This window comes from Gordonia sp. CPCC 205515 (genome assembly GCF_048537925.1).
In the GTDB taxonomy this organism is placed as follows: domain Bacteria; phylum Actinomycetota; class Actinomycetes; order Mycobacteriales; family Mycobacteriaceae; genus Gordonia.
The window spans coordinates 165,492-185,864 of the sequence record NZ_JBCLVJ010000005.1 but is presented as its reverse complement, the minus strand read 5'-3'; the positions used below and the strand labels follow the sequence as shown (position 1 = coordinate 185,864).

Here is a 20,373-nt window from a genome sequence, read left to right as displayed (position 1 = left end):
AGTGTTACGACTCGCCGGCCTTCTCGGTGACCCCGGCCTTGATCCGCGCACCGACGTCCGGATCGATGCGGCTCCAGTATTCGAAGGCACGCGCCAGCACCGGTTCACTCACCCCATCGAGGAGATGACCGACGACGTTGTCCACCAACCGGTCTCGTGCCGCGTCGTCCATCACCTCACGGACCAGGGTGCCCGGCTGCCCCCAGTCGTCGTCCTCGGGATGATCGACGTAGGCGCTCCGGACGATGTCGCCGTCGGCCGCCCACTGCGGTTCGGGCTGGCCCGGATATTCCGCCTTGGGGCCACCCTTGGAGTTCGGGGCGTACACCGGATCGGACACCGGATTGATGCGCATCGCACCGTCTTTCGAGTACGAGTGCACCTCGTTGCGCGGCGCGTTGACCGGGATCTGCTTGTAGTTCACGCCGAGTCGGGCGCGATGGGCGTCGGCGTAGGAGAACACCCGGCCCAGCAACATGCGGTCGGGGCTGAATCCGATGCCGGGCACGACGTTGTTCGGTTCGAATGCGGCTTGCTCGATCTGCGCATGATTGTCGGTTGGGTTGGTGTGCAAGGTCATCTTGCCGACGACGTGCAGCGGATAGTCGCTGTGCGGCCACACCTTGGTGAGATCGAAGGGGTTGAACCGGTAGCTCACCGCGTCGTCGTAGGGCATCAGCTGCACCTTGAGTGTCCAGCTCGGGCGGTCGCCGTTGGCGATCGAGTCGAACAGGTCGCGCATGTGGTAGTCGGAGTCCTGCCCGGCCATCTGGTCGGCGTCGTCCTGGGTGAAGTACTCGATGCCCTGATCACTGATGAAGTGGTACTTCACCCAGTGTTTGACCCCCTGGGCGTTCACCCACAGGTAGGTGTGCGAGCTGTAGCCATTCATGTGGCGCCACGTCTTCGGGATGCCACGGTCCCCCATCAGCCAGGTGACCTGATGCGCGGACTCCGGCGACAGCGTCCAGAAATCCCACTGCATGTCGTGATCGCGAAGATTGTTGTCGGCGCGACGTTTCTGCGACCGGATGAAGTGCTGGAACTTCATCGGGTCCTTGACGAAGAAGACCGGCGTGTTGTTGCCGACCATGTCGTAGTTGCCTTCGGACGTGTAGAACTTCAGCGAGAATCCGCGCGGGTCACGCCACGTGTCGGGGCTGCCCCGCTCACCGGCCACCGTGGAGAAGCGCGCCACCATCTCGGTTTTCACGCCGGGCTGGAACAGTGCGGCGCACGTGTACTCGGAGATGTCTTCGGTGGTCTCGAAGGTGCCGAAGGCACCACTGCCTTTGGCGTGCGGCTGGCGTTCCGGGATGCGTTCCCGGTTGAACTGGGCCATCTGTTCGATCAGGTAGTGATCGTGCAGCACGATGGGGCCGGCGGCACCGACGGTCAGCGAGTGTTCGTTGCTGCCGGCCGGGGCTCCAGAATCCCGCGTCGTGTAGAAATCGTTCTTCTCGGACATATCGCCTCCAAAGGCGTCGGATCCGGCGTCGCTCGGACGATGATGGTGCCGGGCTGTTTCAGCACCTGCCCTCGACTCTAACGCGGTCCGACGCCGAGATTCGGGTATCGCTCGAACACCTGAGCGGCAGCAGTGCCGAACCCGCCTGGTGATCCGGTGGATTCGAAGGTTTCGGCGATCTGCCGCATCTCCTCGACCCAGCGCCATGCCTTGCCGGACGCCGAGGACACCGCCGATTCGTGGCGGGCGATCAGGTCCGGTTGCGAGTGCCGCCACTCCGCGTCGAGCGCGTCGCCGACGCCGAGGTCGTCGGCGACCGCCCGGGCCGAGAGCAGCAGTGCTGCGGAGATCTTGGTCCAGGAGGCGTAGGCCATCTTCAAGCTCGATGCCGCGAAGGTGTCACCGGGCAGCACGGGGATCTCCAGTTCCGGGCCGCAGGACAACAGCGTGGCGGCCGCATCCGCGGCATCTCCACTCAGATAGAGGCGCGTCGCCCGAGCCCGGCCCGGATCGGGCGGCGCTCCGATGATCGACCCGTCGACGTAGGTGCCACCGCTTTCCTCGACGACGCGCGCGACTCCGGCCGCCGTCGCCGGGCTGATTGCGTTGGCGTCGACGTAGAGATCCGCGGCGTGCCCGAAGGACGCCGCGGTCTCCTGCGCGTGGGCGGGCGGGACCACCGAGAGCACCAGGTCGGGCCGATCGGCCGGCTCCCACGGCCGTAGGCCGGCCCGGTGCGCGCGTTCGGCGGTCTCGGTGCTGCGGCCCGCGGGCACCCAGCTCACCCGGTGACCCGCGGCGACGAGCGAGGCGCCGAGGCCGGCTCCCATGTTCCCGGGATGGAGCACGAGGATGTGCGTCATGGGTTCGATCATGCCGCGTCAGGCGCGGTGCACGATCCGCTCGTCCTCGAGATAAGCGGTCTCGGCGAGGATCGACTCCTCCTCGACGGCCGGGATCTGCATCACCGCGTCCTCGGCATCCTGCCGTTCGCGGGACTCCGGCAGTTCCTCTTCGCGGTCGGCGACGTCGAGGGCGGCGTGCACGGTGCTCAGAACTACCGCACCGACGGCGACGGCGATCGCGCCGATGATGAACGGAACGTGAGCGTTGTAGTGCTCCACCAGCTTTCCGGCGGCGAATGGTGCCAGGCCGCCACCGATGAAGCGGACGAAACCGTAGGTTGCCGAGGCAACCGGACGCGGCACCGGCGCGATGCTCATGACGGCGGTGGTGACCAGGGTGTTGTTCAGGCCGACGAAGATGCCCGACGCGATGACCGCGCCGATGACGACCCAGCGATCATCCGACCAGATGCCGATGATCAGGCAGACGACGGCCATCCCGGCCAGGGCACCGTAGAGGGTCTTGGGAGTTCCGAAGTGCGACTTGAGGAGCGGCGCACCGAACACCGCGAACAGGGCGACAAGGATGCCCCAGCCGAAGAACACGAAGCCGAGCTGGATGGCCGACAGGTGCATCAGGAACGGGGCGTAGCCGAGGATGGTGAAGAAGCCCCAGTTGTACAGCAGGCCGGTGACGCTGGTCGTCGCCAGGCTCCGATGCTTCAGTGCGGCAATGGGTTCGAGGATCGATGACTTCTCGGTGGGTGTCGGGGTGGCGGGCAGCATCACGATCGTCGCGACGAGGGCGATCAGCATGAGGACGGCGACGCCGAAGAACGGGCCGCGCCAGCTGACCGTGCCGAGCAGGCCACCGACCAGTGGGCCGAGCGCGATGCCCACTCCGAGCGCGGTCTCATACAGCACGATCGCGCCGGCGAATCCGCCGCTGGACGCCCCGACGATCACCGCGAGCGAGGTTGCGATGAACAGCGCGTTGCCCAGGCCCCAGCCGGCGCGGAAGCCGACGATCTGGGCGATCGAACCACTGAAGCCGGCCGCGGCGGCGAACACCACGATGAGTACGAGTCCGACGATCAGGGTGCGTTTGGCACCGATCCGGCTCGACACCCAGCCGGTGATCAGCATGGCGAACGCGGTGACCACCAGGTAGCTGGTGAACAGCAGAGTGACCTGCGACGGCGTGGCGTTGAGCTGGGCCGAGAGGGACGGGAGGATCGGGTCGACCAATCCGATTCCCATGAAAGAGACGACGCAAGCGAACGCAACGGCCCAGACGGCTCGTGGCTGCTTGAACGCCGACGTGATCGAAGCTGTGGAAGACATAAGTACATAGATACTCTATATAAATGTTCTATGCAATCACCGTGTGAGCCAATAGACTGATCCGCATGCACGACGACCTGCACGAATCCGCGAATGCCCTGTACTCGCTGATCTCCGACTTCCTGCGCCAGCAGCCACGCGACATGAGCCTGACCTCGGTGTCGACCCTTGGCACCCTGCGTCGGATGGGACCGCAGCGCATCACCGCGCTCGCCGGCATCCAAGGCGTCGCGCAGCCCTCGATGACCTCGCTGGTCGGCGCGCTCGAGAAGTCCGGGCACGTACGTCGCCGGCCCGATCCCGCTGATCGACGCGCCACCCTCGTCGAGTTGACCGAACTCGGCATGGAGTACTCACTGGGCCGGGTGGAACGCGGCACCGACCGCATCGTCGAACTACTGGGTCGACTACCCGACGATCAACTGCGCGCGCTCGTGGACGCCACCCCGGCCATCCGGCGGCTCGACGAACTCTCCCAGGAGTCGCCGGCCGCCGCCGGAGCGAAGTAGCTCATCCCCCCATCTGGGCGAGAGCCGCCATCAGCGTGTCTCGGTTGCCATCCCGCTCGGAGAACCGCAGCGGCCGAACGCGTTCGACGAGGATCTCGCCGGTGGCCGTGGGCAGCAACGACATCACCTCGTCGAGGAAGTCGTCGAGCGGCATCGCCCAGTCCGCCTCGGCCTGTCCAGGCATCAGGTCGGTCTGCACCGCCGGCGGGGCGAGTTCCAGGACCTCGATCCCCTTGTCGGCGAACTGGATTCGCATGCTGTCGGTGAACGAGTGGATGGCCGCCTTGGTGGCGCTGTAAGTCGGGGTACCGGCCATCGGGGTGAAGGCCAGCCCGGAGGAGACGGTGATGATGGTCGCCCCATCGGGTTGCGCGGCAAAGAACTTGGTGAATGCAGCCACCAGACGCAGCGGTCCGAGGATGTTGGTCTCGACCTCGGCGACCGCGGTGTCGAGGAACGCGGGATCGCTCAGATCCTCGGCACGCATGATGCCGGCCATCGCGATGAGCACGTTGGTGTCGGGGAAGCGGTTCTGCACGTCGGCGGACACCCGGGCCACGTCGTCGGCGTCGGCGGTGTCGATGCGCACGGTCTCGATGCCGGGATGTGCATCGGCGATCTGGGTGAGCAGTTCGGTGCGGCGTCCGCCGATGATCACGGAGTTGCCGGCGTCGTGGAGCCGCAGCGCGAGTCCAAGTCCGATGCCGGAGGTGGCGCCCGGGATGAAGATGGTGTTTCCGGTGATGTTCATGCCTCGATTTCACCGGAAGTCGGTGGACACCGCCAGGCATCAGACATCCACGGATCGCGAGTCCCTGGATACCGTCGGCGATCTGCCGCACAGTGGACGCATGACGACCGACCGGGCCGGACTGGCCGAGTTCCTGCGACTTCGACGCGAGGCCCTGACCCCCGCCGACGTCGGGCTCGCGCCGGGGTCGCGGCGCCGGACCGCCGGGTTGCGGCGCGAGGAGGTCGCGCTGCTCGCCGGGATGTCGACGGACTACTACAGCCGCCTGGAACAGCAACGCGGCCCGCACCCCTCGGAGCAAATGCTCGGCGCGATCGCCCGGGCCTTGCACCTGTCGCTCGATGAGCGCGATCATCTGTTCCGGCTGGCCGGGCAGCACCCACCCGACCGGATCACCCACGACGACCATGTCGGCCCCGGGATGATGCGCATCGTCGATCGGCTCGCGGACACGCCGGCCATGGTGGTCAACAGTGCCGGGGAGACGCTGTTCCAGACCCCACCGGCCATCGCTTTGGTCGGCGACGAGATGCACCTGAACGGATACAACCGCAGTATCGCCTATCGCTGGTTCACCGATTCCGTGACGCGCCAACGGTTCCCGGCAGAGGACCACGAGCTACATAGTCGCGCGCACACGGCGCGGCTGCGGGAAGCGGTGACGCGACAGGGTAAGTCGTCGCGGGCGGCCGCGATCGCCGACGCGCTGCTGGCACACAGCGCGGAGTTCAGCGAGTACTGGCAACATCACGACGTCGCGACCCGTCTCACCGATCAACGAAAACGGTTGCTACATCCCGAACTCGGGCTCATCGAGGTGAACTGCCAGACCCTCGTCGACCCGGCCACGACCCACGTGCTGCTGGTCTACACCGCGACGCCGGGCAGCGACAGTCATCAGAAGCTGGCGATGCTGGCCGCTGTGGGTGTCAGCTGATCAGAGCGTGTAGCCGACACCGGTGAGGTCTTCGGCGGTGTCCCACAAGCGAACTGCGAGCTCCTCGTCGAAGGCCTTGGCGTTCGGCGCGACGACGATCGGCGGTCCGGAGGAACCCATCGGGCCTGACGGTCCGTAGTACTGGCCGCCGAGCACACCGGGATCAGTGGCCGCCCGCAACGACGGCAACGCCCCTTCGGGTCCGTCCATGATGAAGGTGCGACGGATCGGCCGCAGCGACGGGGCGGTGAAAAGCCAACCGAGCAACCGATTCTGGTTGCGCATCACACCGCTGTGCGTACTGCCCGGATGTGCGGCCACCGACATCGTGGTGGTGCGTCCGCTCGCGACGAGACGTCGCTGGAGTTCGATCGCGCCGATCAGTTGCGCCAGCTTCGACCGGGCATACGCCTTCGCGGGGTTGAAACCTCTATCCATGAGCAGGTCGTCGAAGTCGATGACGCCGGCACGATGGACGTTGCTGCTCACCGTGACCACCCGCGCGGCGGGTGCCGCGTCCAACCTGTCGAGGAGCAATCCGGTGAGCGCGAAGTGGCCGAGGAAGTTGGTGCCGAAGTCCATTTCGAAGCCGTCGGCGGTGAGCTCGCGACGCCCGGACATCACGCCGGCATTGTTGACGAGCACGTCGAGGCCGGGAGCGGCGGCAGCGATCTCGTCGGCGGCCTTGCGGACCGACGCGAGGTCGGCGAGGTCGAGGGTGATGAGCTCGAGTTGCGCGCCGGGGGCGGCGCCGAGGATGTCGTCGCGGGCGGTGGTCGCGGCGTCGACGTTGCGGCAGGCCAGCATCACACGCGCGCCGAGGACCGCGAGGTGGCGTGCGGTCGCGAGTCCGACCCCCGAGTTCGCCCCGGTCACCACCGCCGTCTTGCCGACCATCGATGGCGCGTCGGCTGCCGACCAGCCCTTCCGAGACATCTGTTTCCCCTTTGTCGCACTGCGGTGATGGTGTTCCACAGTGCCACAGCGGTCGCGCACAGCATGCAGAATGGTCCGGTGTACCAGCGACCGACGACAGCACGCGCACTCATCGCCGCGTCCGTGATCCTCATCATGAGCGTTACGGCGGTGGGCTGCTCGACGTCGTCGGCCCCGCGGCAGCCGGCGGCAGCGCCGTCGTCCGCCCAGGTGCCGCAAGCCCACCGCGGTGGTCCCGGTTTGGCCATAAAGGATCTGCGCAACCTGCCGGAGTCGTCGACCATCGGCGTGCGGCGCTATTACTACTCGGTCCCCGACGGCCCGGCCGACCCGAAGCAGAACTGGGTCGACCTCTATCTGCCCGGGGCGGCCGGCAAAGAAGCGACGCCGGTGGTGGTGTTGATCCACGGCGGTGCGTGGCAATCGCAGATCGGCGCCGACAGCTTCGTCACCTTTGCCCGCCATCTTGCCGAACGCGGCCTGGCAGTGTTCAACGTCGAATACCGCCGCGTCGGCAGCGGCGGCGGCTGGCCGACGACCTTTACCGACGTCGCATCCGCGTTGGACACGATCCCGGAGGTCGCGAAGGGCTTGCCGCAACTCGACATCAAGGAGTCGGTCGTTGTCGGGCACTCGGCCGGTGGGCAGTTGGCCGTGTGGGCCGGTACTCGGCACCGACTCGACCACCACGAGTTGGGTTCGGCGCCGGAGTTCACCCCGGAACACGTGATCTCGCTGGCCGGACCACTGGACATGCGGCGCGCCGTCGCCCTCGGCGACAGCCGGATCGTGCGGGTGCTCGGTGGTACGCCCACCCAGTATCCGCAGCGGTATGCCGCCGTCGATCCGATCCAGAACCTCGATCCGAGCATCGGGGTGATCGCGGTCAACGGCGGCGCCGACACCACCGTCCCTCCGGTCCTCGCCGAAAAGTACGTCGATGCCGACAACGCCGCGGGTGGCCGGGCACGCGCGATCATCATGCCCGGCCAGACCCACTCGTCGATCGTGAATCCGCATACCCGCGCGTTCGATCAGATCGTCGAGTTGATCACCCGCATCGCCAACGACGCGCACGCCGACGAGTTGGAGTAGAGCTCAGCCTGCAGCGACCACCGCCGAGCGGAACTCACCCGCGGGTTCGAAGCGGCGGAGGACGTCATCGGCCGGTTCGCCGGACACCGCGGAGATGAAACCGAGGACGTCGTCGCGGGTCTCCAGCGTGAGCAGCGGGTTGGGGTCGGACAGCAGTCCGAACAGTGCGGACGCGACGTTGGTGTCGACGGCGGCCGCCGGGAACGACAGTTCGAGGTGCGTGGCGTAGGCGGGGTCGCCAAGGTAGAGGCGGGTGACCTCGACGGCGGCGCGGCCGCGGCGCTCCCAGTGCTTCTCGAATTCCTCCTCCAGCCAGTCGGCGGTGAACGGGCCATCGTGGTCACGAGCGGCCGCCACCAGTTCGGCGATCTGGATCAGGGTGTTCTGCGCGCCCTGCCCGGCGACGGGGTCGACGGCGATCGCGGTGTCGCCGATGGCTGCGACCGCATGTCCGCCGCGGGTGGTGGCCACCGCGTGGCGCACGGTCGGGGTGACCGCACCGGTCAGCCAGGACACCGGGTCGTCGTCGATGACCTGCAGGCGGTCGATGACAGGAGCGTCGTGCGGGAAGTATTCGGTGAAGATGTCACCGATCACCCGACGAGCGGATGCGGCGTCGGTGACGTCGTCGATTTGGGGTGCCCAGGCCCCGTCGGGTTTGGCGAACACGATGAACGACCAGGTGGCACCGGCGTCCTTGTGCAGGAACGGGCCGACGAAGATCTCCCCGTTCTCGCTGTCGAGGTTGAACAGCGAGTGGCCGCCGCCCCCGCGGCTGCGGTAGCCGAAGGTGTCGGGTCCGTGGTCGAGTCCGGTCAGTGTGACCTGCAGCAGTCGGCGCTGCGGTTCGCGGTAGTGCGTGCGCGATTCGTTGACCGGGAACAACGACGACAGCCCGCCCTTGCCGGTGGCGACGAGGGTGAGCTCGTGGGTGCCGGCGATCTCGTCGAGCCGATCGAGGTCGATGGCCCCAACCTCGAAGCGGCCACCGCTGTCGAGGAAGCGGGCGAGCCGGTCGTCAGCGCGTAAACGCAGGTCGACGGCCTGCGCGGTGTAGCCGTAGTCGGGGTTGAACTCGAGGACGTCGGCCCGGTCGTCGCCGCTGCCGGAGTGCAGGCGGACGCTGATCCCCGAGGTGTTCCCCACGTCGTAGAGGTCTTCGATGATCTGGGCGTCCCAATCGCGGGACGCACCGAACAGCACTCCGACGCCGGTGGGCGGCACCTTGTCGCGCAACGTTTCCCGATCGCGGTCGCTGTAGAGCGTGACATCGAAACCGGCGTCGAGCAGTCCGAGCGCGGCAGTGGTTCCGGCGAGTCCGGCGCCGATGATCGCGGCGGTCCGCGGGGCGTGCTGTGGCATGGGTGTTCCCTTTCGCAAAGTTCGTGATCTGCCGCGAACAGTGCCGGTCGAAACCCCGCAACTGAAGGGTTACGCGCACGCCGAATGAATCGCCACGAACCGCCGCGCTGCCGGTTATGTCGTCCTCAGGAAGTAGCATCGCTGCCTGTGAGCACTGTCGTAACCGCGTCGCCGGGGAGTCAGCCGACCCCGAACGAGGACGCGGCGACGGGCAATACGTCGGCCTATCGGCACGATCTGGACGGTCTGCGCGGCATCGCGATCGCGCTCGTCGCGATCTTCCACGTCTGGTTCGGCCGCGTCTCCGGCGGCGTGGATGTGTTCCTGACCCTGTCCGGCTACTTCTTTGTCGCATCCCTGCTCAAGCATGTGATCGCGACCCAACCGGCGTCGGTGTCGTGGTCGGCGGCAATCAATCCGTGGCCACGGCTCTGGCGGCTGGTACGCCGGTTGCTGCCGGCGCTGCTGGTGGTCTTGGTCGTCATCACCGCGCTGATCGCGCTGATCATGCCGAAGACGCGGTGGGGACCACTCGGCTCCGAGGTGCAGGCGAGCGCCCTGTACTACCAGAACTGGCACTTGGCGTTCGATTCGCAGGACTATCAGGCCGCCGACTCGGCCAACAGCCCGATGCAGCACCTGTGGTCGATGTCGATGCAGGGCCAATTCTTCGTGTTGACGCTGGTGTGCGCATTGGCGCTGGGTGGGCTGCTGCGGTTGCTGTCGCGACGATTCCCCGCGGTGGGCACGCCGTCGGTGATCCGCGCGGTGGTCGGGGTCGCGCTGCTGGCCGTCGCTCTGCTGTCATTCGCGTGGGCGAATTATCGGCACGGGGTGAACCAGCCGTTCAACTACTACGACACGGTGTCGCGACTGTGGGAGCCATTGGCCGGTGGGCTGCTCGCGGTGTGGATGCCGCGAATTGCGCTGCGCGGTTGGCTGCGGACCGCGCTCGGCGTGTTCGCTCTCGCGCTGATCATCACGTGCGGCTGGTGGATCGCCGGCGTGCAGCAGTATCCCGGGGCGTGGGCGCTGGTGCCGGTGGGCGCGACCCTGCTGCTCATCTGGACCGGCGCGCAGCAGGGGGCACCGGTGACCCGCGCGCTCGCCCACCCGCGGCTGGTATGGCTGGGATCGATCGCGTACGCGCTGTACCTGTGGCACTGGCCGCTGCTGATCTTCTACTTGGCGTGGCGCTATCAGGACGATGTCAACTGGCTCGAGGGCACCGCGATCCTCGCGGTGTCGGTGGTGCTGGCGTGGGCGACGACCAAGTTCATCGAGGCACCGATGCGCTCGGGGCGGGCGACGACGCTGCCGCGCGCGTATCGGCGGGCGCTTCTCGGGATCATCCTGGTCTCCAGCGTCATCGCCGGCTCGACGGTCGTCGTGTGGCAGTACAACGCGGCGAACGCCACGGTGAACACTGCCAACCTCGACCCGCGGCTCTACCCGGGTGCCCGGGCGTTCCTGGATGGCGCGCCCGTACCGAAGGTGGACCCGCAGCCGAGTCCGGAGGTCGCCGACAAGGACTGGCCGATCACGTCCTACGACTCGATCATCAGCGGGTGGAAGGACCCGTCGATCAAGGTCGGGGTGTACGGCGACAAGACCGCCACCCGCACCATCGCGCTGGTCGGCGGGTCGCACGCCGAGTACTGGATCACCGCGCTCGACGACATCGGCAAGCGGCACGGATTCCGGGTGACCACGTACCTGAAGGTCGGGTGTGCGCTCACCACCAGCCACGTGTTCACCTGGTTCGGGCAGAAGTACTACCAATGCAACGACTGGTCACGCCGCGTGATGGATCGTCTCGCCGTCGATAAACCCGACGTGGTGTTCACCAATTCGACGCGACCGGTCGAGCAGGGGCCCGGCGACTACGTGCCGCAGGACTACCGCGACATCTTCGCGCAGTTCCGCGACCGCGGGCAGCAGGTCGTCGCCGTCCGCGACAACCCGTGGGCGCACGGCAAGCTCAAGCCACCGGAGTGCCTCGCCGAGGGCAAGAAACCACAGGTCTGCGGGGTGCCCCGGGATCTCGCGCTGGCCCCGACCGATCCGGCGCTGGCGATCGCGCCCGACTACCCGAACATGACGTTCCTGGATTACTCCGACGGCATGTGCACTGCGACGTATTGCCCGGCCGTGGTCGGCAATATCCTGCTGTGGCACGACTACCACCACCTGACCGCCACCTTCGTCCGCAGCCTGATCCCCTATGTCGAGCAGGATCTGCAGACCTCCCTGCACTGGTGGTGACATCGCTCACATAGGGGCGATCAAACCTGCAGGTCAGCGCATGTAACGGGAGCGTCACAGGATGACCCAAGGTTGGGCTGTTAACGTGGCTTCGTTGCTCAATCAAACGACTTATCGTGTCGAACAGGGGATGGCTGAAGCACGCGTATGACCACGATCGCGCCGGAACAGGACAAGGCAACCGCAGCATCGGCGGTGCTCGACACCGTCACCCGCTCGTCGGATGCGGTTCGGCAAGCCGGTCGGCGGGCGTATCTGCATCACCTGGATCTGATCCGCGCGACGACCTTTTCGTTGGTCATCTTCGTCCACTGCCTGACCAACACGACCGACGAGTTCGGCAGCCTCGGCGTCAACACCACGGCACTGCTACTGCACTTCACGCGCAACACGTTCTTCGCGCTGACCGGTTTCGTGCTGATGTACCAGAACTTCGACAAGGCGGACTTCAGCACAACTGCGTTCTGGCGCAAGCGAATCAAGCTGGTGATCTTCCCGTACCTGGCGTGGTCGGCGATCTACTGGGTCGTCACCGACATGTGGGCCAACGGGCGGCTGACCGAAATCCCCACCAGCCTGGGCGAGTTCGCCGGCAAGGTCAGCTGGGGCCTGTCCGGCTTCCAGATGTACTTCCTGTTCGTGATGCTGCAGGTCTACCTGTTGTTCCCGCTCGTACTGTGGCTGGTGCGCGCCACCGTCGGCCATCATGCGCAACTGCTGGTGGCGAGTCTGGTTGTCCAACTGGCCATTACCTCGACGATCACCAATTGGAATCCGCCCGCGGTGATCGCCCAGTACTGGTGGCACAACTACGCGACCTTCGTGCCGTACCAGTTCTTCATCCTCTACGGCGCGATCGGCGCAGTGCATCGCGAGCAGATCGGCCGCTGGCTCGCCGGCAAGGGCTGGTGGCTGTTCGGCGCGCTCGTCGCGACCGGTGCACTCGCCGTCGGCATGTACGTCGGCGGGGTGTGGTTCGCGGGCAAGCCGGTGCACGACAACAACTCGGCGTTCCACCCGACGCTGCTGCCCTTCCTGATCGTGGCGATGACATGCCTGTACGCGATGGCGCTGAACTGGGGCGAACGGTGGCGTGAGTTCACACCGCGGTTCGCTCGCGCAGTGTCGTTTGCGTCGAACCGGTCGTTCGGCGTGTTCCTCTCGCATGTCCTGGTGCTCTGGCTGCTGCTGCGCCCGAAGTCGGGCGACCAACCGTGGCTGCTGGCCACACTGGGTCAGCCGTGGGGCACGGCGGTCACCTATCTGCTCACCATCGCCGGTTCCCTGCTGCTGGTCGAGGTGTTGCGTCGACTGCCGGGGTCCCTGTATCTGACCGGCCGCCCCCGGTTGGCGCTGCCATCGCTACGGCGCAGGGCTGCCGTCGCCGCGTGATGCGCTCACCCGCGTAGCTGCGCGGCCAGAGCTCGACGATCGGGTTTGCGGAGGCGCCCGGCACGCGGGATCTCGTCGACGACGACGATCCGGTCGGGCTGCGATCCCCGGTCGATGAGATCGTCGAGATGTCGACGGACCCGATCCTCGGCGGATGGTTCGTCGACGACGAGTGCGAGGACCACGGTGGGATCTCCGACGTCGTCCCCACCGATACCGACGATCGCGCACTCCCGGACCCCGGAGATGGCCGAGATCGCGGGCTCGTAAAGCGCCGGATAGATGTTGACCGTCCCGCGGATGATCATGTCCTTGGTGCGACCGATCAGCGCGAGTCGTCCGTCGACTTCAGTGGCCAGATCCCCCGTGGCGATCTCGTCGACCGCGGTCAACGTGCCGTCGACCGGCGACAGATAGCCTGCGCAGAGGCCATGGCCGGAGATGACCAGTTCACCGTCGTCGAGCCGGGTACGCACGCCGTCGACGACGGTGCCGAGCGGGTCGCCGGGCCCGGTCCACACGAGTTTCTCGGCGCCGGTGGCGACGGCGATCGGGACGCGTTCGGTCATCCCGTAGATGGCGTAGAGGTCGACGTCGGGCAACCGCTGCGCCACCATGCGGGCGAGTCCGGGCGTGACCGGTGCGCCGCCACAGACGATCGCCGACAACCCTTTTGGCGGACCGTCGAGACGGTCGAGGACCTCGGGCAGTTCGCCGGGCACGACGAACGTGTGGGTGATCTCGGTGTCGGAGCCGAGGATTCGGGTCATGCGCGCCGGCCCTGCGTGGGTGGCCAGGCCGAGACGCGGCAGGATCCATCGGGCACCCGACAGGAGTACGGGCAGCCCGATCATCGCCTGGTCGGTGAGGACCACGGCGTCGGGATCGATCCGCAATGCCGCAGTGGCGCTGCGGAACCCGGCGAGCAGGGAGTCGTGGGTGTGGACCACCCCGCGGGGCTGCGCCGTAGTGCCCGAGGTGAACACGATGAGCGCTTCATCGGGGATCGATGCCATCCGCGGTATGGGCGCCGGCCGACGACGTAGGCGTCGGGTGGACGACGCGGCTCGGGGCACGCCGGGAAGCCATGGGCCCGAACGAATATGAACGACGTCGAGGTCCGCGAGACGCGGCAGCGTAAGACCACGACGACGGGCGAGCGCGCCGATCGGACCGCGGGCGCCCGCGGAGTAGATGAGCGATTCGACCGCCGCGTGCGTGGGGGCGACGACACGGACTCGCGCGTCGAACAGCGCTCGGCTCATGCCTGGGTCGGCGAAGACGATCGAGCCGCCGGCGGCCAGCGCGGCGGCCAGGAAGATCATCGAGTCCGGTGCCGGGCGGATGGAGAACAGCATGCGATGCCCGGGTCCGAAGCCGTTGTCGCGCAGAGCTTCGGCGGTACCTTCGATACGACCGCCGACGTCACCGTAGGTGACCGGCGCGCGATGCGGAGTTCCGATCGCCGGACGATCACGATACGTGGTGCAGGCGTCGAGGATTGCCTCGGCGAGGACTCCGGTCCTCGGATTCGGATGTCGGCTCATCGGATGTCGACGATGTCGGGTCGGTAGCGATGATCGGCGTACCAGCCGAGGGTGCGGATGACCCCCCAGGCACGTTCGCGGCGCGCCGACACCCGCACCCGCACGTCGCGATGGGTGGCGTAGTCGGTGGTGACGGTACGCACGGCGTTGACCAGGGCACGGTCCTCGTGCACGTCCTCGATCCGGGTACGGGGGAAACCACCACTGCGCGTATAGAGTTCGGCGGTGATCGCCATGTTGCAGCCGGGCGTCATCATGTACGGGCCGAGGTACTGCGGGCCACGGTTACCGGGCCGGAGCTTGCCGAACCACGCCGCGACCTCCACCAATCCGAGCATGAAGACCGCAGCGGGACGGGCGATCTCCTCGTCGGGACGCGGCAGCATCTGCCCGGCGATCAGCTGACTTCCGTTCCCGAAGGCGCGTCGGACCGAGCTGATCCAGTCGGGTTCGGGCAGGCAGTCGGCGTCGGTGCGGGCCAGGTGCGTCGCGCCGTGGGCGATGGCGTACCGCATCCCGGTGTCGGCGGCGGCCCCGGTCCCCTTCTCGGATTCGGTGATCACCGCGATCGACATCTCGGGGTGCGCGGCGATGAAGTCGGCGATGATCGCGGCGGTCCGGTCGGTGGATGCGTTGTCGACGATCACCGTGTCGAAGTCCCGATCAGCCTGCGTAGCAAGGGACTCCAGGACCCCTCCGATCCAGTTCTGCTCGTTGAACGCCGGGATCACCACCGACAGCGTCATCCGGTCACCGCCAGTGCGTCGACGCCGCCGATCTCGTCGATCCAGCTCCGCAACCGGGCGATTCCCTCATCGCGGGTGACGGTCGGGCGGAATCCGAGGTCGCGGCGTGCGGCGGTGTTGTCGTAGGTGGCCGAGCGGGTCAGCAGCGCCAGCGTGTAGCGCGACACCGGAGGTGTGCGGTCGGCCGCCAACACCGGCAACCGCCACACCAGTTCGGCGATGCGGGCGGCGACGGTCACCGCGGGTAGCGGGAGGTGTGGGCCGGGTGGCGGCAGGTCGAAGCGTCCGGCGATGTCCCGCAGCATCGGCCAGATGTCGACTGGCTCGGTGTCGGCGATGAAATAGGCTCGGCCGGAAACGGTCTCGCCGGGTGCATCGAGTGCGGCGACGGCCGCGTCGACACAGTGGTCGAGGTAGCAGAGTGAGGCGAGAACCGGATGTCCCGGATCGAGATCGGGGAACCGCCGGTGAGCAAGCCGGTCGAGGACGATCGCGATGGGTCCACGGCGATCACCCGGCCCCCACACGGCGCGCGGGCGCAGCGCACAGCAGGTCATCGTCGAATCATGCTGGAGCACCAGCTGTTCGGCAGCAGCCTTGGTGGCGCAGTAGTGGTTGAAGAAGGTGTGCGGGTAGGGCAGGGACTCGTCGATGTCGTAGTGGTCCCCACCGTCGGGTGCCATCAACGCGCTCGGCGACGAGACAAACACGAAGCGCTGCACCGCGGATGCGGCGGCGGCCGCCAGCAGGCTGCGGGTGCCGTCGACGTTGACCCGCTGATAGTCCGCGGCCGGTCCGGCATCGCCGAGGTGAGCGGCGGCATGAAAGACGGCCTCGACGCCCGTGACCGCGGGCAGCAGCGTCGCGGGCTCGGTCAGGTCACCGATCGCGATCTCCGCGCCCCGCTGGCGAAGTGACTGCACGCGTGCGGTTTCCGGGTTTCGGACGAGTACTCGCACCGGGCGGGCGGCGGCGAGGAGCCGATCGGCCACCGCTCCCCCGACGAAGCCGGTCGCGCCGGTCACCAGTACGGTCACCGCGAATCCAGGGAAGGGCGCGTGTAGGTCATGGCCGCCGCTTCGGGTCCACCGCCGGCGGCGACGAGGGTGATCCGGTCGAGGCCACTGTCCCGCGCGGCGAGGAGACCGAGCACCGCACCACAGGTGTGGACCGAGCCATCTACGCGCACAACCTGTTCTGCGGTGATGTCGACATCCGCGGGTACCGCGGCAAACACCGCAGGCGTACGTTCCCCACGCGAGAGGACATCGTCGACGAGCGGTTGCAGCACGGTGGACGCGGTGGGTTCGACGACGATCGTGCGCCGTCCCGCAGGACCGACCTCCGGAATCCGTGCGAAGCCGACCGGAGCGGCCTGCTCCGCCGACGCGGTCATCAGTGCGCCCAATGTGCCTGTCCCCCGGCCGATGAGGACGGCGGCGCCGGTCGGGGTGTAGGGAAAGTCGGGCGACCGATCGGCAGCGTCCCCGCCGGGGTGGGCGTCGGCGGCGGTGATGAGCACCGTCGATGCGCCGGTCGCGAGCAGTGCGCCGCCGACCGACATCGCGGTGAGCACGCCGCAGGCGCCGTTCATCAGGTCGAAGGAATACAGGTGGTGGTCGCCGGGGCGGTAGTCGAGGCCGATGCCGATCTTCTTCTGAATCAGTGCGGCCACTGCGGGTTCCACGATGTTGTCGTCGCGGTAGACCCCGACGTGGATCAGCACGTCGACGGTGTCGACGCCGGCGTCGGCCATCGCGGCCCGGCCGGCCCGTGCCGCAAGGTCGATCGCAGAGGTACCGTCGTCGACCACTGCCAGACCCAGTACGGCAACGTCATCCACGGCGGACCGGGTCTGTCCCCGCATGATCACCGGCGCGGTCATCGTGCCACCTCCTGCTCGACGAGGTCATGCATCGTGGTCGAGATGAATCCGCCGACCACGCCGCTCGCGGCGGGGATCAGCAGTACGCGGGAGCCGGGTCGGATCTCCTTGTCCCGCAGATACTTTGCCAGCACCAGCAGATGGGAGGTGGACGCGGTGTTCGCGTATTCGTCGAGGACGTTGAGGTGGGGTGGCATGGGCGTGCCGAACTCGCGTTCGGCGATCGTCTGGACGAACGCGATGCCGGGCGCACTGACCTGGTGATGCACCATCACGTCGTAGCCCTCGTCGGCGAAGGTGCTGCCGCGGTCGGCGAGGAAGTCCCGGTGCCGGTTCATCCACAGCAGATAGCGCGACTCGTTGTGCATGACGCGGTTGTCGGTGTAGAGCGCCACGCCGGGCCGTTGATCGCTCGGCATGCCCAGACATGCCTCGGCGAACTCGGCGGCGGTGAACAGTTCGATGTACTCGATGCGGTCGGCGGGGTCGACGGAGACGTCCAGGATGGCCGCCGACGCCGCGTCGCCGACGGTCAGCGACGCGAACTGCGGGTCGTAGGGCAGGGTGATCTCGGCGATCGCGGTCTCGCTGATCGGGGTGATGTCCTCACCGCTGACCACCAGGCCGGTGCGCACTGCGCCGCTGCGGATCATCGCGTCGAGCACCTTGATCCCGGTGAGCACACCGGCACACGCGTTGGTGATGTCGAAATGCAGTGCGGCGGTGGCACCGATCTCCTGGCAGATCCGCAACGCCAGCGACGGTTCCAGGGTGAAGCAACCGGGTTCGACGGTGCGAGTGATGGAACAGGAGATCACCACGTCGAGATCGGCGGCCCCGTACCGGGAGCCGTTCAACGCGTCGTCGGCCGCCCGGAGTGCCAAGTCCAACGACGACGTGCCGGCCACCCGGCGCGAGTGAATACCGGTGATCGCCTCGATGTCGAGGGAGACCTCGTCGGGGAGGCGACCGAGCAGCTCGTTGGTCGACACCGCACGCTCGGGCACGTAGGCGCCGATCGATTCGATCCGGGAGAAATCGGTCATGGGGTCAACGTACTCATCGGGATCGTCGTTGAGATGAGTATTTCCCGCCATTTCGGCCAAGCATGTTCACTCAGATGACACGGACGGGACCAATGCTCGCGGCCGCGCGAGGAACAGTTCCCGGAAGTGATTGCGCACCACCGTGACGGTCGGGCAGTCGCAGCGGGCGGCGACGCCGACGGCGTCGATGCCGTGGCGGCGGCACAGCGCGATCGCGCGGGGCAGGTGGAAGTCCTGGGTGACGATGACCGCGCGGTCGAGACCGTACACCGAGCGGGCGCGGGCGCAACTGTCGTCGGTATCCATCCCGTCGGGGTCGTCGACGATCGCCGCCGCGGGCACGCCGTGCGCCTGCAGATAGTCGCGCATCACCGCGGGCTCATTGCCCGCCTCCGCAGAGCCATTGCCGGAGTTGATGATTCGCGTGACATGGCCGGATCGGTATAGGTCGATGGCGGTGTCGAGTCGCCCGCGGACGTAGTCACCGGGGACGCCGTCGTCGACCAGGGAGCCTAGAACGAGTGCGGTGGAGTGGGGCGGGACGTCGTCGGGTGCCAGTTCCCGTCCGGACGCCGAGACGTACACCCAGGTGGCCGCGATCGTCACGATCAGTTCAAGACCGACCAGTGCGATCAGCAGCAGTCGGGAGAGCAGATGCACCGCCCCAACATACGTAGGTCATTGGTCACGTTCTTGGGGAATCGCTGCTGCGATCACAGCTTGCGGCCGATACTGGACGGATGGATTACATGCCGGTCACCTCGTCGATGTTTCTCATCGCCGAAACACGAGAACAACCGATGCACGTCGGCGGCCTGCAACTGTTCATCCCACGGGAGGGCCAGACCGCGCACGAGCTCGCCGAGGAGATCTTCGCCAACTTCCACGCGTGCAAGAACGTCCGCAAGCTGTTCCGCAAACGACCCGCACCGCCGGCGTCGCTGCTGGGCAACTTCGCCTGGACCTACGACGACGAGATCGATTTCGACTATCACGTGCGGCGCACGGTGTTACCGCAACCGGGACGTGTGCGTGAACTGTTGCGCTACGTGTCGCTCAATCACGGCGCCCTGCTCGACCGCACCCGGCCGATGTGGGAACTACACGTCATCGAAGGCCTCGCGGACGGTCGCGTCGCGCTGTACAGCAAGATCCACCACTCGCTGATGGATGGCGTATCTGCGCTGCGGCTGCTGGAGAACTCGTTGTCGCGCGATCCGGAGGACCGCACCGGCACGGCCATGTGGGATCCGGCGTTGCGTCGTAAGCGGAAGCCGGCGCCGCCGTCGTCGGGTCGCCGTGTGCCCATCGTGTCGAATGTCACAAAGCTGGCCGGACAGACCATCAACGTCGCCGGGCAACTCGTCGGAACAGGCCCGGCCATCGCCAAGATCGCCTGGACAGCGGTCACCGACGACGACTTCACCTCGCCGTTCGTCCCGGCGCCGACCACTCTGCTGAACGGATCCATCGGCAGCGCCCGCCGGTTCGCCGCCCAGCAGTGGGAACGGGAACGCCTGCGCGCCGTCGCCGCGGAACTCGGCATCACGCTCAACGACGTCATCGTCGCGATGTGCTCGGGCGCGCTACGGGCCTATCTCATCGATCAGGATGCGCTGCCCGACGCGCCGCTTCTCGCAGCGGTTCCCGTCTCGACCCGCACCGACGACTCCGATGAAGGCAACTCGGTCACCCTGGTCCTGGCCAACATGGCGACCGATCAGCCCGATCCGGAACGTCGGCTGGCGACGATCGTGGCGTCGACCCGCAAGTCGAAGCAGGTCATCCGCGGCCTGAGTCCGCTGCAGGCGCTGATGTACGGCGCGGCGTCGGCCGCCCCGCTCGCCCTGGCGACCGTGCCGGGCTTCGTCAATTTCACCCCACCGCAGTTCAATCTGTTCATCAGCAACGTGCCCGGCCCGACCGATCACCTGTACTGGAACGGCGCCCGCCTCGACGGCTCCTACCCGGTGTCCATCGCGATGGAGGGCTTGGCGCTCAACGTCACGGTGACCTCGACCGGCGACCAGATCAATTTCGGTCTGATCGGCGCGCGCAAGGAGCTGCCGAGCATGCAGCGTCTCCTCACCCATCTCGACACCGCGCTGGAAGAACTCGAGAAAGTAGCCGGGATCACAGCCTGACGGCACATTCTGACTCGCTAGTAAGTTACTCGCGAGTATCATTCTGATCAGCGTCGCCCGGCCTGCGTCTAGTTAGGTCAGCCTTGGCAGCGCCGAAGAGC

General features: G+C 67.1%; 18 protein-coding genes. 6 read left to right on the top strand and 12 right to left on the bottom strand.

The window, feature by feature from the left end; translation table 11 throughout:
* Window positions 1–4 precede the first annotated feature (4 nt).
* From AAFP30_RS08185 to AAFP30_RS08175, 3 genes are all read right to left on the bottom strand, one after another.
* Window positions 5–1,468, bottom strand: coding sequence for a catalase (locus AAFP30_RS08185; protein WP_419229380.1), 1,464 nt, complete (start codon window positions 1,466–1,468; stop codon window positions 5–7).
* Window positions 1,469–1,545: 77 nt separating this feature from the next.
* Complete coding sequence (locus tag AAFP30_RS08180) at window positions 1,546–2,331, bottom strand: DUF1932 domain-containing protein (protein ID WP_419229379.1); 786 nt, start codon at window positions 2,329–2,331, stop codon at window positions 1,546–1,548.
* 18 nt (window positions 2,332–2,349) lie between these two features.
* The gene (locus tag AAFP30_RS08175) at window positions 2,350–3,657 is read right to left on the bottom strand and encodes an MFS transporter (RefSeq protein ID WP_419229378.1); all 1,308 of its coding nucleotides are present in this window, start codon (window positions 3,655–3,657) and stop codon (window positions 2,350–2,352) included.
* A gap of 65 nt (window positions 3,658–3,722) precedes the next feature.
* Between AAFP30_RS08175 and AAFP30_RS08170 the strand changes: the two genes are divergently transcribed.
* The gene (locus tag AAFP30_RS08170; RefSeq protein WP_419229377.1) at window positions 3,723–4,166 is read left to right on the top strand and encodes a MarR family winged helix-turn-helix transcriptional regulator; all 444 of its coding nucleotides are present in this window, start codon (window positions 3,723–3,725) and stop codon (window positions 4,164–4,166) included.
* Window position 4,167: 1 nt separating this feature from the next.
* Here AAFP30_RS08170 and AAFP30_RS08165 read toward each other — a convergent pair whose 3' ends face one another.
* Window positions 4,168–4,917, bottom strand: a complete 750-nt coding sequence (locus tag AAFP30_RS08165) for an SDR family oxidoreductase (RefSeq protein WP_419229376.1) — start codon at window positions 4,915–4,917, stop codon at window positions 4,168–4,170.
* 100 nt (window positions 4,918–5,017) lie between these two features.
* Between AAFP30_RS08165 and AAFP30_RS08160 the strand changes: the two genes are divergently transcribed.
* The gene (locus tag AAFP30_RS08160; protein WP_419229375.1) at window positions 5,018–5,854 is read left to right on the top strand and encodes a helix-turn-helix transcriptional regulator; all 837 of its coding nucleotides are present in this window, start codon (window positions 5,018–5,020) and stop codon (window positions 5,852–5,854) included.
* Here the strand turns inward: AAFP30_RS08160 and AAFP30_RS08155 are convergent, their stop codons facing one another.
* On the bottom strand, window positions 5,855–6,790 hold the full coding sequence (locus tag AAFP30_RS08155) for an oxidoreductase (RefSeq protein WP_419229374.1): 936 nt from the start codon (window positions 6,788–6,790) through the stop codon (window positions 5,855–5,857).
* Window positions 6,791–6,868: 78 nt separating this feature from the next.
* On the opposite strand from AAFP30_RS08155, the gene AAFP30_RS08150 reads away from it, so the two are divergent.
* Window positions 6,869–7,885 carry an alpha/beta hydrolase family protein gene (locus AAFP30_RS08150; RefSeq protein ID WP_419229373.1) on the top strand — a complete coding sequence of 339 codons (1,017 nt, stop codon included), beginning with the start codon at window positions 6,869–6,871 and terminating at the stop codon, window positions 7,883–7,885.
* Window positions 7,886–7,888: 3 nt separating this feature from the next.
* On the opposite strand, the gene AAFP30_RS08145 is transcribed toward AAFP30_RS08150, so the two are convergent.
* The gene (locus AAFP30_RS08145) at window positions 7,889–9,247 is read right to left on the bottom strand and encodes a styrene monooxygenase/indole monooxygenase family protein (RefSeq protein ID WP_419229372.1); all 1,359 of its coding nucleotides are present in this window, start codon (window positions 9,245–9,247) and stop codon (window positions 7,889–7,891) included.
* 147 nt (window positions 9,248–9,394) lie between these two features.
* Here AAFP30_RS08145 and AAFP30_RS08140 point away from each other — a divergent pair, with 147 nt between their 5' ends.
* Both AAFP30_RS08140 and AAFP30_RS08135 read left to right on the top strand, forming a co-directional pair.
* Window positions 9,395–11,512, top strand: coding sequence for an acyltransferase family protein (locus AAFP30_RS08140; protein WP_419229371.1), 2,118 nt, complete (start codon window positions 9,395–9,397; stop codon window positions 11,510–11,512).
* A 147-nt stretch (window positions 11,513–11,659) separates the two neighbouring features.
* Window positions 11,660–12,904, top strand: a complete 1,245-nt coding sequence (locus tag AAFP30_RS08135; protein WP_419229370.1) for an acyltransferase — start codon at window positions 11,660–11,662, stop codon at window positions 12,902–12,904.
* Between the two features lie 5 nt (window positions 12,905–12,909).
* Here the strand turns inward: AAFP30_RS08135 and AAFP30_RS08130 are convergent, their stop codons facing one another.
* The 6 genes from AAFP30_RS08130 to AAFP30_RS08105 all read right to left on the bottom strand — a co-directional run bounded on the left by AAFP30_RS08130 (window position 12,910) and on the right by AAFP30_RS08105 (window position 18,788).
* Entirely contained in the window at window positions 12,910–14,451 is a 1,542-nt protein-coding gene (locus tag AAFP30_RS08130) for an AMP-binding protein (protein ID WP_419229369.1), read from the bottom strand.
* Entirely contained in the window at window positions 14,448–15,197 is a 750-nt protein-coding gene (locus tag AAFP30_RS08125; RefSeq protein WP_419229368.1) for a glycosyltransferase family 2 protein, read from the bottom strand. The genes AAFP30_RS08130 and AAFP30_RS08125 overlap by 4 nt, the downstream gene beginning before the upstream one ends.
* A complete protein-coding gene (locus AAFP30_RS08120; RefSeq protein WP_419229367.1) occupies window positions 15,194–16,234 on the bottom strand; it encodes an NAD-dependent epimerase/dehydratase family protein in 1,041 nt (346 codons plus the stop codon). Before AAFP30_RS08120 ends, AAFP30_RS08125 begins: the two co-directional genes overlap by 4 nt.
* A complete protein-coding gene (locus AAFP30_RS08115; protein ID WP_419229366.1) occupies window positions 16,231–17,082 on the bottom strand; it encodes a hypothetical protein in 852 nt (283 codons plus the stop codon). Before AAFP30_RS08115 ends, AAFP30_RS08120 begins: the two co-directional genes overlap by 4 nt.
* Window positions 17,079–18,128: a 3-oxoacyl-ACP synthase III family protein gene (locus AAFP30_RS08110; RefSeq protein WP_419229365.1), complete on the bottom strand. Its 1,050-nt coding sequence runs from the start codon at window positions 18,126–18,128 to the stop codon at window positions 17,079–17,081. The genes AAFP30_RS08115 and AAFP30_RS08110 overlap by 4 nt, the downstream gene beginning before the upstream one ends.
* Before the next feature lie 66 nt (window positions 18,129–18,194).
* Window positions 18,195–18,788, bottom strand: coding sequence for a SanA/YdcF family protein (locus AAFP30_RS08105; protein WP_419229364.1), 594 nt, complete (start codon window positions 18,786–18,788; stop codon window positions 18,195–18,197).
* An 80-nt stretch (window positions 18,789–18,868) separates the two neighbouring features.
* On the opposite strand from AAFP30_RS08105, the gene AAFP30_RS08100 reads away from it, so the two are divergent.
* Complete coding sequence (locus tag AAFP30_RS08100; protein ID WP_419229363.1) at window positions 18,869–20,272, top strand: WS/DGAT/MGAT family O-acyltransferase; 1,404 nt, start codon at window positions 18,869–18,871, stop codon at window positions 20,270–20,272.
* The last annotated feature ends 101 nt before the right edge of the window (window positions 20,273–20,373 follow it).

Coding starts and splice junctions, on each gene's coding strand:
- AAFP30_RS08165 (WP_419229376.1), bottom strand. CDS start 4,917: ATGAACATCACCGGAAACACCATCTTCATCCCGGGCGCCACCTCCGGC.
- AAFP30_RS08160 (WP_419229375.1), top strand. CDS start 5,018: ATGACGACCGACCGGGCCGGACTGGCCGAGTTCCTGCGACTTCGACGC.
- AAFP30_RS08170 (WP_419229377.1), top strand. CDS start 3,723: ATGCACGACGACCTGCACGAATCCGCGAATGCCCTGTACTCGCTGATC.
- AAFP30_RS08125 (WP_419229368.1), bottom strand. CDS start 15,197: ATGACGCTGTCGGTGGTGATCCCGGCGTTCAACGAGCAGAACTGGATC.
- AAFP30_RS08175 (WP_419229378.1), bottom strand. CDS start 3,657: ATGTCTTCCACAGCTTCGATCACGTCGGCGTTCAAGCAGCCACGAGCC.
- AAFP30_RS08155 (WP_419229374.1), bottom strand. CDS start 6,790: ATGTCTCGGAAGGGCTGGTCGGCAGCCGACGCGCCATCGATGGTCGGC.
- AAFP30_RS08110 (WP_419229365.1), bottom strand. CDS start 18,128: ATGACCGATTTCTCCCGGATCGAATCGATCGGCGCCTACGTGCCCGAG.
- AAFP30_RS08145 (WP_419229372.1), bottom strand. CDS start 9,247: ATGCCACAGCACGCCCCGCGGACCGCCGCGATCATCGGCGCCGGACTC.
- AAFP30_RS08130 (WP_419229369.1), bottom strand. CDS start 14,451: ATGAGCCGACATCCGAATCCGAGGACCGGAGTCCTCGCCGAGGCAATC.
- AAFP30_RS08115 (WP_419229366.1), bottom strand. CDS start 17,082: ATGACCGCGCCGGTGATCATGCGGGGACAGACCCGGTCCGCCGTGGAT.
- AAFP30_RS08100 (WP_419229363.1), top strand. CDS start 18,869: ATGGATTACATGCCGGTCACCTCGTCGATGTTTCTCATCGCCGAAACA.
- AAFP30_RS08180 (WP_419229379.1), bottom strand. CDS start 2,331: ATGACGCACATCCTCGTGCTCCATCCCGGGAACATGGGAGCCGGCCTC.
- AAFP30_RS08135 (WP_419229370.1), top strand. CDS start 11,660: ATGACCACGATCGCGCCGGAACAGGACAAGGCAACCGCAGCATCGGCG.
- AAFP30_RS08185 (WP_419229380.1), bottom strand. CDS start 1,468: ATGTCCGAGAAGAACGATTTCTACACGACGCGGGATTCTGGAGCCCCG.